Source organism: Staphylococcus sp. NWU MK-U1, assembly GCF_033283505.1.
Classification (GTDB): domain Bacteria; phylum Bacillota; class Bacilli; order Staphylococcales; family Staphylococcaceae; genus Staphylococcus; species Staphylococcus haemolyticus.
Genome location: NZ_JAVSMG010000011.1, coordinates 1 through 15,535 on the forward strand (window position 1 = coordinate 1; position 15,535 = coordinate 15,535).

Below are 15,535 nucleotides of genomic sequence, written 5' to 3' on the forward strand. Positions count from 1 at the left end.
TATTCAAAAAATTAAAATTGAACGGTTTAGTTAAGTAATGCTTATTTTATTTGTAAATGCTTGACTAATCGTAGGAAGGGAGTTGGACAGAAATAATATTTTCTCAAAATTTATTTCGTTGTCCTACCCCGTCAAAGATGACTAGGTTTGAAAAAAGCTTGATTCAAGCGCATTTTCAAATCAGTCAGCTACTGACAAAATGTTAAAGTAGGCTGAGACATTTTATTTTGTCCCAGCCTCTTTTATTAGTTTTCAGGAATCATTAAAATTAAGAATTATATAATATCTAATACTAAATTCGATTGTTACTATAATGCCTCAAGAAATACTTTAATAGTGTACATCCAACATAAATTAAACTATAATAAATTATGAGTTTATATGGACGGGGATTTTATAATAGGAGGTAACATTTTGAGTTTAGTGAAAAAAAAGAATGACGATATTCGCATCATTCCACTTGGTGGTGTCGGCGAAATCGCAAAAAATATGTATATCGTTGAAGTAGACGATGAAATGTTTATGTTAGATGCGGGGTTAATGTTCCCAGAAGATGAAATGTTAGGTGTAGATATTGTAATTCCTGACATTCAATATGTCATTGAAAATAAAGAAAAACTAAAAGGTATCTTTCTAAGCCATGGTCATGAACATGCTATTGGTGCAGTTAGCTACATTTTAGAACAAATTGATGCACCAGTATATGGCTCTAAATTAACGTTAGCACTTGTTAAAGAGAATATGAAGTCGCGTAATGTTAAAAAGAAAGTACGTTATTATACTGTAAATCATGATTCAGTAATGAGATTTAAAAATGTTAATATCACTTTCTTCAACACTACACACAGCATTCCTGATAGTTTAGGAATTTGCATTCATACTTCATACGGTTCAATCGTTTATACAGGTGAATTTAAATTTGATCAAAGTTTACAAGGACACTACACGCCAGATATCAAACGTATGGCTGAAATAGGAGAAGAAGGTGTCTTCGCATTAATCAGTGACTCAACAGAAGCTGAGAAACCAGGATATAATACACCTGAGAATGTTATTGAATCGCACATTTACGATGCTTTTGCGAAAGTAAAAGGACGCTTAATTGTGTCATGCTATGCTTCAAACTTTATTAGAATTCAACAAGTTTTGAATACTGCAAGCAAATTAAATCGTAAAGTTTCATTTTTAGGTCGTTCACTTGAAAGTTCGTTTAATATTGCACGTAAAATGGGATATTTTGACATTCCTAAAGACTTGTTAATCCCTATTAACGAAGTTGGAAATTATCCTAAAAATGAAGTCGTAATTATTGCCACTGGTATGGAAGGCGAACCTATCGAAGCATTGAGCCAAATGGCCCAACAAAAACACAAAATAATGAATATTGAAGAAGGCGATTCAGTATATTTAGCAATCACAGCATCAGCTAATATGGAAGTTATCATTGCTGATACACTAAATGAATTAGTGCGCGCAGGTGCATATATTATTCCTAACAATAAAAAGATTCATGCATCTAGTCATGGTTGCATGGAAGAATTAAAAATGATGATTAATATTATGAAACCTGAATACTTTATCCCTGTTCAAGGTGAATTTAAAATGCAAATTGCGCATGCTAAATTGGCTAACGAATCTGGTGTGGCGCCGGAGAAAATTTTCTTAGTCGAAAAGGGAGACGTTATTCATTACGACGGTAAAGATATGGTATTAAACGAGAAAGTTAATTCTGGCAATATTCTTATCGATGGTATTGGTGTAGGAGATGTCGGTAATATCGTATTGAGAGATCGTCATTTACTTGCAGAAGATGGTATTTTTATTGCAGTTGTTACATTGGATCCGAAAAATAGACGAATTGCTGCTGGTCCTGAAATTCAATCACGTGGTTTTGTATATGTCCGTGAAAGTGAAGAACTAATGAAGGAAGCAGAAGATAAGGTTCGTGAAATTGTTGAAGCAGGTCTTCAAGAGAAACGTATTGAGTGGTCTGACATCAAACAGAATATGCGAGATCAAATCAGTAAATTACTATTTGAAAGTACAAAACGTCGTCCAATGATTATTCCAGTTATTTCAGAAATTTAAGATATATACAATCAAAAAGAGGTCGGGACAACATCACAGTTGTGTAATAATTTAAAAGGTTATGAAAACTCATTACTTAAATTATTCACTTTAGTTTATGACGATAAGTCTAAATGTGGTTGGTATTGTTCCAACCTCTTTCATACTTTTAAAAATACTATTAATACATATCGGAATACTATAAATATTTGTATTAGAAGAAATACTAAGTGAGAAATAAAGAAGGTGTACTATTTTGCCACAAACTAAGAAAAAAACAACAACTCGTAAAAAGGGTGCAACAGCTCGTAAATCGACTAAGAAAAAGCAACAGAAAAAAGATAGCTCAATTCGCTATATCGTTGCAATCATTATAGTCATTTTGTCGGTTTTGGGAATGTTCCAATTAGGAATTGTTGGTCGAATGATTGATAGCTTTTTCAATTATTTGTTTGGAATGAGTCGCTATTTAACATACATATTACTAAGTTTGATTACAGTCTATATTGCAATGCAAAAGAAATTTCCTAAAACAAGACGGACTTTTGGGTTAATATCATTACAATTTGTCTTATTAATTACAACACAAATTATTTACCATTTTCAAAAAGGTGCAGTATCTGAAAGAGAACCTGTTTTATACTATGTGTATAAGGCTTATGAACATAGTCATTTCCCGAATTTTGGTGGGGGATTAATAGGATTTTATTTACTTAAAATATTTATTCCACTCATTTCAATTGCTGGTGTTATCATCCTTACATTAATTTTATTAAGTTCTAGTATTATTTTATTGCTTAAACTTAGACATAGAGATGTTGTTAAAGCATCAATTGATAAAATGAGAAACTCAAGTCAAAGTGCATCATCTAATTTCAAAGTAAAAAGAGAACAAAACAAACTTAAAAAAGAAGAACGTCAACGTGAAAAAGAAGAAGAGCGTGAACGCTTACGACAACATCAATTAGAACAAGAACAACTTGAGTCAGAACAAATCAAAGATGTTAGTGATTTCCCTGAAGTTAATACTGAACCAGAAGATATTCCTATATATGGACATAGTGAATCGCAAGAAAGTAAACAAACAACTACTAATAAACGTAAGAAAAGACGTTTTGGTTTAAATAGTGAAAATATTGATAAAGAGAATAGTAGTAACGAGGAAACAAATCTAGAGGATAAAAATTTACCAGAGTCGAATTCAAATGATAATCATCAAATGAATGGAACAATTTCCGAAGCTGGTGAAGAGTCGAATGTGGCATATCACATTCCTCCATTATCATTACTTAATCAGCCAGCTAAGCAACAATCTACATCTAAGTCTGAAGTTCAACGTAAAGGCCAGATACTCGAATCAACAATGAAAAATTTTGGTGTAAATGCAAAGGTTAAGCAAATTAAAATTGGTCCAGCTGTTACACAATATGAAATCCAACCAGCCCAAGGGGTTAAGGTTAGTAAAATTGTTAATTTGCATAATGATATTGCACTCGCTTTGGCAGCGAAAGATGTGCGAATTGAAGCACCAATTCCAGGTCGATCAGCTGTTGGTATAGAGGTACCAAATGATAAGATTTCTTTAGTTACGCTTAAAGAAGTTCTTGAATCTAAATTCCCAGCGAGTAATAAGCTGGAAGTTGGACTTGGTAGAGATATTTCTGGTGAACCAATGACAATTCAATTAAATGAAATGCCCCACCTATTAGTTGCAGGATCAACTGGTAGTGGTAAGTCAGTATGTATCAATGGCATTATTACTAGTATTCTTTTAAATGCAAAACCTCATGAAGTTAAACTTATGTTAATTGATCCTAAAATGGTGGAATTAAATGTTTATAATGGAGTACCACATTTATTAATACCGGTAGTTACAAATCCACACAAAGCTTCTCAAGCATTAGAGAAAGTAGTTGCTGAAATGGAACGACGATATGATTTATTCCAGCATTCATCTACACGTAATATTGAAGGGTATAATAAATATATACGCCGTCAGAATGAAGAACTTGATGAAAAACAAGCAGAATTACCTTATATAGTAGTCATTGTAGATGAGTTAGCTGATTTAATGATGGTTGCAGGTAAAGAAGTTGAGAACGCAATTCAACGAATCACTCAAATGGCTAGAGCAGCAGGCATTCATTTAATTGTTGCTACTCAAAGACCATCTGTAGATGTAATCACTGGTATAATCAAAAATAATATACCATCACGTATTGCGTTCGCAGTAAGTTCTCAAACTGACTCCAGAACAATTATAGGCTCTGGGGGAGCTGAAAAATTACTTGGTAAAGGTGATATGCTATATGTAGGAAATGGTGAATCAGCTCAAACGCGTGTACAAGGTGCTTTCTTAAGTGATCAAGAAGTACAAGATGTAGTTAACTATGTTGTTGAACAACAAAAAGCAAATTATGTGAAAGAAATGGAACCAGATGCGCCAGTAGATAAATCAGAAATGAAGAGTGAAGATGCTTTATATGAAGATGCATATATATTTGTAATTGAACAACAGAAAGCTAGTACTTCACTATTGCAACGACAATTTAGGATTGGCTATAATCGTGCTTCTAGATTAATGGACGATTTGGAACGTAACCAAGTTATCGGATCACAAAAGGGCAGTAAACCTAGACAAGTATTAGTAAATTTAGATGATGAAGAGGTGTAAATGATGACAGAGTTAAACTCAGCTTTTAAAGTGAAAGAATATATTCTTAAGCAGATTAAAGAACAATCTTTAAAACCTGGTGATAAACTACCTAGCAATTTATCGATTGCTAGAGAATTAAATGTAAAAACTGATGATGTCTATGAAGCGATTGGTGAACTCATAACTGAACAAGTCTTGACTGATAACTTTGAAGAAGGACCAAGCGTAAAAACATTGCACCCCTTCTTCTATCCATTGAATAAATTATTTAGCATCAACGATATGATTAAAGAAGCTGGCTACCACTCAGGCACGGAATATTTAAGTTTAGAGCAACAACCTGCCTCCATACTGGATGCACAAATGTTAGGTATCAATGATAAACAACCTATTACAATCATTGAACGACTGCGTACTGCCAACCACCAACCAGTAATTTATTGTTTAGATAAAATAGCAGAAGATTATCTAACATGTGCAGATTATCAAGTGAGCGATGGTTCTATGTTAAATGCAATAGAGACTAATACGGGACATAAAGTCGCTTCAGCTGAAACAGAGGTTGAAGCCATTAGTTATGAACCACATATTTCTGATATTCTAAACGCATCTCCACATGAAGGTTTAATGCTATTAAAGGTTGTACATTATGACGAAATGGGTAAACCTATTTTATACTCATTAAATTATGTGAAAAGCAGTCTAGTTAAATTTAAACTGACGCGTACAAAAATATAGAAACAATATTGAGGAGTGTGGATGAATGTTAGAACAACAAACCAATAATGAGCATCAAATACATATTGATGTGTTACCTACAGATAAATTTAAGACAACTATGATTACCTTTAAATTTATGGCACCTTTAGAATATGAAACTATTACAGCACGATCATTGTTAAGCAAGTTGTTAATACGTGCTACAAAAAAATGGTCCACGGATAAAGCATTTAGTAAACATCTATCTGAACTATATGGTGCATACATACATAGTTTTGTCTCAAAATTTAAAGATAAACACGTTATCACTATCTCATTAGAAATAGTTAACGAACGCTATTTAAAAGATTCAACACCCTTATTTGAAAAAGGGTTAAATGTACTATATGAAGTGATAATGAATCCACTTATAGAGAATAATGCCTTTAACACAACGTTTGTAAATCAAGAAAAATCATTATTATCAAAGAAAATTGAAGCTGTAATTGATAATAAAGCACAATATTCTTTCTTGAATTTATTAAAATATATGTTTAAAGATGAACCTTATCGTCATTTAGCGACAGGTCAGATTGAAAAAATTAGTACAATCACACCTGAAAATTTGTATAATACATATCAAAACATGATTAGTAATGACCTATGTTCCGTTTATGTAGTAGGTAACGTAAATAAACAAGAAGTTAAACAATTAATTCAATCTAAATTTACGATTAATCCATTTAAAATAGCGAAAACTAATCAACTTAATTTAAAAGATTCAAGTTCAGAAACACAATATATAGTTGAAGAAGATGAAGTCGATCAAGCTAAATTAAATATGGGTTATCGTTTTCCAACACGATTCGGGGCAAATGATTATTATGCATTGGTTGTATTAAACACGATGTTCGGTGGCGATCCATCATCTATATTATTTAATGAAGTCCGTGAAAAGCAAAGTCTAGCATATTCAATACACTCTCAATTAGATGGTAAAAACGGTTATCTTTTTGTATTAAGCGGTGTTTCAGCAGATAAATATGAACTAGCTAAAGATACAATTTTAGAGGAGTTTGATAAGTTTAAACGCGGTGAATTTGATATAGATAAATTAGAACTTGCTAAAAAAATTATCATTTCTCATAGGCACGAAATAACCGATCGACCTAAAAGTATCATCGAGGTCATGCAAAATCAACTACTTTTAGATTATAAACAAACAGACGAAAACTACATAGATCACATTCAAAGAGTAACAAAGGATGATGTGATATCAATGGCTAATAAAGCAGAACTAGATATGATATATGTACTTACAAAGGGGGATCATTCTTAATGAGGGAAACATACTATGAACTGATTGATGAACGTGTTTTTGAACATGAATTAACTAATGGTTTACGTTTATTTGTTATCCCCAAAAAAGGATTCCAAAAGACGTTTGTAACGTATACTACTCAATTTGGCTCTCTTGATAATACTTTCAAACCTCATAATCAAAATGATTTTGTGACCGTACCAGATGGTGTCGCTCACTTTTTAGAACATAAGTTATTTGAGAAAGATGATACTGAAGATTTATTCACTGCATTTGCCAATGATAATGCACAAGTAAACGCATTTACTAGTTTTGATCGCACTAGCTATCTGTTCAGTGCAACAGATAATGTTGAAAGGAATATTTTAAGATTATTAGAAATGGTTGAAACGCCTTTCTTTTCTAAGGAAACGGTAGATAAAGAAAAAGGTATTATTGCTGAAGAAATAAAGATGTATCAGGAGCAACCTGGTTATAAAATTATGTTTAATACTTTACGTGCTATGTATCAAAATCACCCTATTAAAGTTGATATAGCAGGAAGCGTTGAAAGCATTTATAACATTACTAAAGATGATTTATATTTATGTTATGAAACATTTTATCATCCATCAAATATGGTGTTATTTGTCGTTGGAGATGTCAATCCTGAAAACATACGTGACATAGTTGAAACTCATGAAAATAAAAGGGATAAAACGAATCAGTCTAGCATTGAACGAGCAACTGTTGATGAACCAACAAATGTAATAACACCATTTGTTTCAGAAGAAATGAAATTACAATCTCCTAGATTAATGTTAGGTTTTAAAAATGAACCAACTGAAGCGTCACCACATGAATACGTACAACATGATTTAGAAATGACACTATTTTTCGAATTAATATTTGGTGAAGAAACTGAATTTTATCAGACCTTATTAAATGAAGATTTAATAGACGAATCTTTTGGATATCAATTTGTACTCGAACCTACATATTGTTTTTCAATTATCACCAGTGCAACGCAATATCCAGATAAGTTAAAAGAAGTGTTGTTAAGTGAACTAAACAAGTATTGTGGCAATCTTGATGATCAAGAAGCATTTGAATTGTTGAAAAAACAATTTATTGGAGAATTTATTTCAAGTTTAAATTCTCCTGAATATATTGCAAATCAATATTCTAAATTATATTTTGAGCGCGTCAGTGTATTCGATATGTTAGATATTATAGATAATATAACATTAGATAGTATTAACGAAACTGCATCTAAATTTTTAAATATCAATAATATGGTTGATAGTCGATTGGAGCCTAAAGCTTAATGAGAGCGTTAGTACTTGGTGGGTCAGGCACTATAGGAACAGCAATTGTAGAGCGTTTATTAGAAGAAGGTAATGAAGTAATTATTCAATATTTTCAATCAGATTTAAAAGCATTACAAGATAAGTACAAAGGCGAAGCAGTCGAATTTATACAAGTTGATTTGACGCAAAATATTGATTTGGAAACTACGTTTGCTCACATCAAACATTTAGATTGTTTGATATACAGTAGTGGTACAGCTTTGTATGGCTTATTGCAAGATATGTCAGATAAAGATATTGATCTTAGTTATAACATTCATGTTAAGCAGTTAATTAGATGTTGTCGTTATTTTATAGACTTAATACGTCAAAGTGAGTTTGGTCGAATTATTGTTATTTCATCCATTTGGGGTGAAACAGGTGCGAGTATGGAAACAATTTACTCGGCAATGAAAAGTGCACAAATCGGTTTCGTCAAAGCGCTAAGTCAAGAATTAGCGATGACTAATGTCACTGTTAATGCTATCACGCCTGGTTTTGTAAGTGGAAATATGTCACAAGTTTTTAATTCAGATGAATTGAAAGCTATATTAGCAGAATTGCCTCAGCAAAGAATGATTAATTCTTGTGAAATTGCGCATACGTGTGCTTATCTATGGAATCCTTTGGCGAAAAGTATTACTGGAACTGTTCAAAAAGTAAACGGTGCTTGGTATATTTAAGTTATGACAATTAGGGATGTGATAGCATTTAACGTCACTACTCTATTAGCTATAGTAAATTTCCCTTACACAGTAAAAAAAGATTTTTGAACCAAGTTCTAAATGCTATAATATGATTACTAATTTTAATATTCCGATGGTAGGTTACCATTTAAAACAAGGGGCGGATATTGATGACAGTAGCCGAAAAGAAAGAATGGTATCTTGAATATGAAATCACAGTTAACCGAGCAGGTTTACTGGGTGATATTTCGAGTTTACTTGGTATGTTAGGTATAAGTATCGTTACGATTAACGGGGTTGATCAAGGTCGACGGGGTTTATTAATTAAAACGGACAGTCTTGAGAAAGTTAATCGCTTTGAACATATAATCAATGAGCTTAGTGAGATAGAAATTACTAAATTAAGAGTACCTGAATTACGTGATAGATTGGCTGTTAGACATGGACGTTATATTGAACAAGACGCCGATGATAAAAAAACTTTTCGTTTTGAACGTGAAGATTTAGGTTTATTGGTAGATTTTTTGGCTGAACTTTTTAAAGAGGAAGGTCATAAATTAATTGGTATCAGAGGTATGCCGCGTGTCGGAAAAACGGAATCAATCGTAGCAGGAAGTGTATGTGCGCATAAGCGATGGCTATTTATTAGTTCTACATTGATTAAGCAAACTGTACGAAGCTCTCTTATTAAAGGAGAATATGATTCTAACCATGTTTATATTATTGATGGCGCTGTCACTGCTAGAGAATCAAACCCTAAGCATCAAGAATTAGTGCGTGAAGTAATGACCTTACCATCAATCAAAGTGGTTGAACATCCAGATTTATTTGTGGAATCGGGTAATTATAGCATGGATGATTTTGATTATATTATTGAATTAAGAGAAAATGAAAATCAAGAAATTGAATATGATCAAATGAAACAACAAACAGTTAAAAGTAAAAACACGCTAGACTTTGGAGAAGACATGTTTGGCGGAGGATTTGGATTTTTTGAATAGTGGTTGTGGAGGCTTTTAGAAGTGAAGACAATTGGTGAAACATTAAAAGGTAGACGTGAAAGGCTAGGAATGACGTTAGCAGAATTAGAAGAGCGCACTCAAATTAAACGTGATACGTTGAAATTAATCGAACAAAATCAGTTTGATAAATTAGCTAAAGTTGATTACGCAGAGGGGTTTATTCGACGTTATGCGAGTGTGGTAAATATTGATTCACAACAACTGATTCAAGCGCATCAAGAGGAAATACCAGATAGTCAACATCAATTGAATGAACTTCTATATAGATATCATAATGATGACGCGCCTACATATCGTACTAAGAATAAAGAACCTTTACAATTAATGATAATTATTGGTTGCATTATTGTAATAACTTTTATCTTATGGGTCTTAGCTGTGTTACTATTATAAAATGAGAGATAAATTTAGAAATGAGGCTTTAACATGAATATTCCAAATCAAATTACGGTTTTCAGAGTAATATTAATTCCGGTTTTCATATTATTTGCTCTAGTAAACTTTGGATTTGGCAATGTATCTATTTTAGGTGGATTTGAAATCCGTATTGAACAACTTATTGCTGCTATCATTTTCATTGTAGCTTCTTTAAGTGATTTCCTAGATGGGTACTTAGCTAGAAAATGGCAACTTGTAACTAATATGGGTAAATTCTTAGATCCACTAGCTGACAAATTATTAGTTTCCAGTGCATTAATTGTTATGGTTCAATTAGGACTTACAAATTCAGTAGTAGCAATCATTATAATTGCACGTGAATTTGCTGTTACAGGATTACGTCTATTACAGATTGAACAAGGGTTTGTTAGTGCTGCTGGTCAATTAGGTAAAATTAAAACTGCTGTAACTATGGTTGCAATTATTTGGATTTTATTAGGTGATTTATTAGCAACATGGATAGGCATCCAAATTGGACAAGTATTACTTTATATAGGTGTTTTATTCACGATTTTATCTGGTATTGAATACTTTTATAAAGGTAGAGATGTTTTCAAACATTAAATTAGTGAAATATAACCAAGAATGATAGCGATAGATAGATAATTCTATTCCTATTTATTCTTGGTTTTTTAGTTCAATTTTTAGAATAAATGTCATACTTTGCATTATAATGATAGATGTTGTGCAAGAATTATCGTTAGGGGGATAAATGGACATGAATATTTCAATAATAGCTGTTGGATCTGAGTTATTATTAGGACAAATTGCTAACACGAATGGACAATATTTATCAAGATTATTTAATAGTATTGGTAAAAGTGTTGTCGAACATACTGTGATTGGCGATAATCCTCAAAGATTAGAGTATGTTATCAAAGAGGGGTTAAAACGTTTTGATACACTTGTATTTACTGGGGGATTAGGACCTACAAAAGATGACTTAACAAAGCATACTGTTGCGAAGGTGCTTGGTAAAAAACTTGTGACAGATACGAATGCATTAGAATATATCGAGAATTATTTTAAAGAACAAGGACAAGAAATGACGCCAAATAATAAGCAACAAGCTTTGGTTATTGAAGGTGCAAAAGTATTACAAAACAATTATGGGATGGCACCTGGTATGTTGCTGGAATATGAAGATAAGAAAGTCATTTTATTACCTGGCCCACCAAGTGAAATGCAACCAATGGCAAAGAATGAGTTATTACCTTATTTAATGGATGAAGATAGAGTTATACACTCAGAACAATTAAGATTCGCTGGAATTGGAGAATCTAAAGTTGAAACAGAGTTAATGGATTTAATTGATAGTCAAGATAATCCAACTATTGCTCCATTAGCTGGTACGCATGAAGTTTATATTAGATTAACTGCTAATGCCAATACAGAAAAAGAATGCAAAAAGTTAATTGAACCTACTAAAGAGAAGATTCTTGCAAGAATAGGTGACTATTATTACGGTTCGGATGATATCGTTATTGAACAGGCATTGATGAATATTATAAATAAAAGTTTCAGTATATATGATGGCGTGACAAATGGTGCACTATATACACGTTTGAAAAACCAAGATTTAAATCATTTATTGAAAGGACAACTACCTGATTCATCAGTCTTTGTTTCTGATTTTGATGATATTCTAGATAAATTAAAATATGTATCTCAATATGTAAAAGATTTATATAAAACTGATTGGGGTATAGCGTTATTACACGATCAAGAACAAGTTTATCTTGGATACTATGATGACAGTGTGTTTAAATATGAGACATTTAAAATGCCTCTAAAACGTAATATTTTAAAAAGCAGAAGTCAAAATTATGCCATGATAAAGTTAATAAATTGGTTTAAATAGTTATTATTTTTGAAAATTAGAGTATATTTTTAGTACGTTTGTTCGATTTTATCTTGGCTTGTATTGTTAAAAGCGAACAAATATTCGCAAAATGCTTGTAATTAGTTTCAATTGAATGTATAGTATTAATTAAGATATTAATACGATGATTAACTCGTTAATAGGAGGTTTCGCTTTGGATAATGATCGTCAAAAAGCTTTAGATACAGTTATAAAAAATATGGAAAAATCATTCGGTAAAGGTGCCGTTATGAAACTAGGCGATAATAAAGGACGCCGTGTTTCAAGTGTTTCAAGTGGTTCAGTTACATTAGATAACGCACTAGGTGTAGGTGGATATCCTAAAGGTAGAATTATAGAGATTTATGGACCAGAAAGTTCTGGTAAAACAACAGTAGCTTTACATGCTATTGCAGAGGTACAAAAGAACGGTGGCGTTGCTGCATTTATCGATGCTGAACACGCTCTTGATCCGGTATATGCAGAAGCATTAGGTGTAGATATTGATAATTTATATCTATCGCAACCAGACCATGGTGAACAAGGTTTAGAGATTGCTGAAGCTTTCGTTCGAAGTGGTGCCGTTGATATTGTAGTAGTTGACTCTGTTGCCGCATTAACACCTAAAGCAGAAATTGAAGGTGAAATGGGCGATACGCATGTAGGACTTCAAGCTCGCTTAATGTCACAGGCGTTACGTAAATTATCTGGTGCAATTTCAAAATCAAATACAACAGCCATTTTCATTAACCAAATTCGTGAAAAAGTTGGTGTAATGTTTGGTAACCCAGAAACTACACCTGGTGGACGTGCATTAAAATTCTATAGTTCTGTTCGTTTAGAAGTTCGTCGTGCTGAGCAGTTAAAACAAGGGCAAGAAATTGTTGGTAACAGAACTAAAATTAAAGTTGTCAAAAACAAAGTTGCACCACCTTTTAGAGTCGCTGAAGTAGATATTATGTATGGTCAAGGTATCTCTAAAGAAGGTGAATTGATTGATCTTGGTGTTGAAAATGACATCGTAGATAAATCAGGTGCATGGTACTCATATAATGGTGATCGAATGGGTCAAGGTAAAGAAAATGTAAAAACATACCTTAAAGAAAATCCTCAAGTTAAAGAAGAAATCGATCGTAAGTTACGAGAAAAACTCGGTATTTTCGATGGAGATGTTGATGAAAAAGAAGAAGATGCACCTCAAACATTATTCGATGAAGAATAGTATTTACAATTTTAAGTATTGAAGTGTATATTTCGCAAACTATATAGCGATAAAGTTATAGTAAAATACATTAGTTCATTAAAATTCACTTTTAGTATATGAAATAAGCCTGCTACATTTGATAAGCTACCCCAGTATTAAGCATTGAATAAATGAAATACTAGGAGTCAGTTTTTATCACCTATCATTGTAGTAGGCTTTTTGTTTTTATATAAGAGCCTGGGACATAAATAATATGATGATGCTATTTTGCAAATTCGCAGTAGCTGACTGAACTGAAAATGCGCTTAAATCAAGCTTTTTTCAGTTCTAGTCATCCTTGCGGGCGGGGCCCCAACAAAGAGAATTTCACTAAGAAATTCTACAAGCAAAGCAAGTTGGGAGTGGGACGACGAATTTAAAAAGAATTCTGTCCCACTCCCAATGTATGTAAATTCGAAATACAGTGCAATTTCATATCTTGACACTAACAAGTTAATAAACGTACAATTAATATGTATAATTATTATACATTTATAAAAATCATGAAGAGATTTTGATATACAAAGCAAATACCTAGAAAAAGGGGGTGTTTATGTGAATTTATTAAACCTCCTACTCATTTTGCTGGGGATTATTCTAGGGGTTGTTGTGGGGTATTTTGTAGCCCGAAATTTATTGCATCAAAAGCAATTACAAGCTAGACAAACTGCTGATGATATTATCAAGCAAGGTCAAAAAGAAGCAGATAATATCAAAAAGGAAAAATTATTAGAGGCAAAAGAAGAAAACCAAATCATAAGAGAACAAACTGAATCAGAACTACGTGAAAGACGTGGTGAGCTTCAAAGACAAGAAGCCCGACTTCTTCAAAAAGAGGAAAATTTAGATCGAAAATCTGATCTTCTCGATAAAAAAGATGAGATTTTAGAACAAAAAGAATCTAAACTTGAAGAAAGACAACAACAAGTAGATGCAAAAGAGAGTAGTGTTCAGACATTAATAATGAAGCATGAACAAGAATTAGAACGCATCTCCGGTCTCACTCAAGAAGAAGCTGTAAATGAACAACTTCAAAGGGTTGAAGAAGAACTGTCACAAGATATTGCAGTACTTGTTAAAGAAAAAGAGAAAGAAGCTAAAGAAAAAGTTGATAAAAAAGCAAAAGAATTATTAGCTACTACCGTTCAAAGATTAGCTGCTGACCATACAACTGAATCAACAGTTTCAGTAGTTAATTTACCAAATGATGAGATGAAAGGTCGTATCATTGGTAGAGAAGGTAGAAATATTAGAACTTTAGAAACATTAACAGGTATTGATTTAATCATTGATGATACACCAGAAGCGGTTATTTTATCTGGTTTTGATCCAATTAGACGTGAAATCGCGCGTACAGCATTAGTTAATTTAGTCTCAGATGGACGCATCCATCCAGGCAGAATTGAAGAAATGGTAGATAAAGCTAGAAAAGAAGTAGATGACATTATTAGAGATGCTGGTGAACAAGCAACATTCGAAATCAATGTTCATAATATGCACCCAGACTTAGTTAAAGTCTTAGGTCGTCTAAATTATAGAACTAGTTATGGTCAAAACGTCTTGAAACATTCTATTGAAGTGGCGCATTTATCTGGAATGCTTGCTGCTGAACTAGGAGAAGATGTCAGCTTGGCCAAACGTGCTGGATTACTTCACGATGTTGGTAAAGCGATAGATCATGAGGTTGAAGGTAGCCACGTAGAAATAGGTGTTGAATTAGCTAAAAAATATGCAGAAAATGAAACTGTAATTAATGCTATTCACTCTCATCATGGTGATGTTGAACCTACTTCTATTATTTCAATTCTAGTAGCAGCTGCTGACGCATTATCTGCGGCTAGACCAGGTGCTCGTAAAGAAACGCTTGAAAACTATATACGTAGATTAGAACGCTTAGAAACACTATCTGAAGGTTATGATGGTGTAGAAAAAGCATTCGCTATTCAAGCAGGTCGAGAAATTAGAGTTATTGTTTCCCCTGATGAAATAGATGACTTGAAGTCATACAGACTGGCTAGAGACATTAAAACGCAAATAGAAGATGAATTACAATATCCTGGTCACATCAAAGTGACAGTTGTAAGAGAGACAAGAGCAGTAGAGTATGCGAAATAGTTTTTAACAGATCCAAATTTTGGGTCTGTTTTTCTTTTCAGTTAAAATTCAATTATTAATTGAAAATAATAAAGTAGGTGAAATGTTGTCATTAAAAAA

At 32.6% G+C, this 15,535-nt stretch carries 12 protein-coding genes; all 12 read left to right on the forward strand.

Features of this window, described 5'->3' with window-relative positions; translation table 11 throughout:
* The first annotated feature begins 414 nt into the window (after positions 1–414).
* The 12 genes from rnjB to rny all read left to right on the forward strand — a co-directional run bounded on the left by rnjB (position 415) and on the right by rny (position 15,436).
* Positions 415–2,088: a ribonuclease J2 gene (rnjB, locus tag SBL16_RS11430; protein ID WP_016930684.1), complete on the forward strand. Its 1,674-nt coding sequence runs from the start codon at positions 415–417 to the stop codon at positions 2,086–2,088.
* Between the two features lie 235 nt (positions 2,089–2,323).
* Positions 2,324–4,741: a DNA translocase FtsK gene (locus SBL16_RS11435; protein WP_317954159.1), complete on the forward strand. Its 2,418-nt coding sequence runs from the start codon at positions 2,324–2,326 to the stop codon at positions 4,739–4,741.
* Positions 4,742–4,744: 3 nt separating this feature from the next.
* Positions 4,745–5,461 (forward strand): GntR family transcriptional regulator, encoded by a 717-nt coding sequence (locus tag SBL16_RS11440; RefSeq protein WP_037537329.1) that lies wholly within the window; start codon positions 4,745–4,747, stop codon positions 5,459–5,461.
* Between the two features lie 25 nt (positions 5,462–5,486).
* Positions 5,487–6,761, forward strand: coding sequence for an EF-P 5-aminopentanol modification-associated protein YfmF (gene yfmF, locus SBL16_RS11445; protein WP_107612115.1), 1,275 nt, complete (start codon positions 5,487–5,489; stop codon positions 6,759–6,761).
* A complete protein-coding gene (yfmH, locus tag SBL16_RS11450) occupies positions 6,761–8,050 on the forward strand; it encodes an EF-P 5-aminopentanol modification-associated protein YfmH (protein WP_119472213.1) in 1,290 nt (429 codons plus the stop codon). Before yfmF ends, yfmH begins: the two co-directional genes overlap by 1 nt.
* Positions 8,050–8,754, forward strand: coding sequence for an elongation factor P 5-aminopentanone reductase (gene ymfI / locus SBL16_RS11455; RefSeq protein WP_107612117.1), 705 nt, complete (start codon positions 8,050–8,052; stop codon positions 8,752–8,754). The genes yfmH and ymfI overlap by 1 nt, the downstream gene beginning before the upstream one ends.
* Positions 8,755–8,927: 173 nt before the next feature.
* Complete coding sequence (locus SBL16_RS11460; protein WP_037551607.1) at positions 8,928–9,758, forward strand: YmfK family protein; 831 nt, start codon at positions 8,928–8,930, stop codon at positions 9,756–9,758.
* A 21-nt stretch (positions 9,759–9,779) separates the two neighbouring features.
* On the forward strand, positions 9,780–10,172 hold the full coding sequence (locus tag SBL16_RS11465) for a helix-turn-helix domain-containing protein (RefSeq protein WP_053017099.1): 393 nt from the start codon (positions 9,780–9,782) through the stop codon (positions 10,170–10,172).
* A 33-nt stretch (positions 10,173–10,205) separates the two neighbouring features.
* Complete coding sequence (gene pgsA, locus SBL16_RS11470) at positions 10,206–10,781, forward strand: CDP-diacylglycerol--glycerol-3-phosphate 3-phosphatidyltransferase (RefSeq protein WP_037551603.1); 576 nt, start codon at positions 10,206–10,208, stop codon at positions 10,779–10,781.
* A gap of 154 nt (positions 10,782–10,935) precedes the next feature.
* Positions 10,936–12,078 carry a CinA family nicotinamide mononucleotide deamidase-related protein gene (locus tag SBL16_RS11475; protein ID WP_317954166.1) on the forward strand — a complete coding sequence of 381 codons (1,143 nt, stop codon included), beginning with the start codon at positions 10,936–10,938 and terminating at the stop codon, positions 12,076–12,078.
* Between the two features lie 175 nt (positions 12,079–12,253).
* Positions 12,254–13,300: a recombinase RecA gene (gene recA / locus SBL16_RS11480; protein WP_037551602.1), complete on the forward strand. Its 1,047-nt coding sequence runs from the start codon at positions 12,254–12,256 to the stop codon at positions 13,298–13,300.
* Positions 13,301–13,876: 576 nt separating this feature from the next.
* On the forward strand, positions 13,877–15,436 hold the full coding sequence (rny, locus tag SBL16_RS11485; protein WP_011275913.1) for a ribonuclease Y: 1,560 nt from the start codon (positions 13,877–13,879) through the stop codon (positions 15,434–15,436).
* The last annotated feature ends 99 nt before the right edge of the window (positions 15,437–15,535 follow it).

Coding starts and splice junctions, on each gene's coding strand:
- SBL16_RS11440 (WP_037537329.1), top strand. CDS start 4,745: ATGACAGAGTTAAACTCAGCTTTTAAAGTGAAAGAATATATTCTTAAG.
- yfmF (WP_107612115.1), top strand. CDS start 5,487: ATGTTAGAACAACAAACCAATAATGAGCATCAAATACATATTGATGTG.
- yfmH (WP_119472213.1), top strand. CDS start 6,761: ATGAGGGAAACATACTATGAACTGATTGATGAACGTGTTTTTGAACAT.
- ymfI (WP_107612117.1), top strand. CDS start 8,050: ATGAGAGCGTTAGTACTTGGTGGGTCAGGCACTATAGGAACAGCAATT.
- SBL16_RS11460 (WP_037551607.1), top strand. CDS start 8,928: ATGACAGTAGCCGAAAAGAAAGAATGGTATCTTGAATATGAAATCACA.
- pgsA (WP_037551603.1), top strand. CDS start 10,206: ATGAATATTCCAAATCAAATTACGGTTTTCAGAGTAATATTAATTCCG.
- SBL16_RS11475 (WP_317954166.1), top strand. CDS start 10,936: ATGAATATTTCAATAATAGCTGTTGGATCTGAGTTATTATTAGGACAA.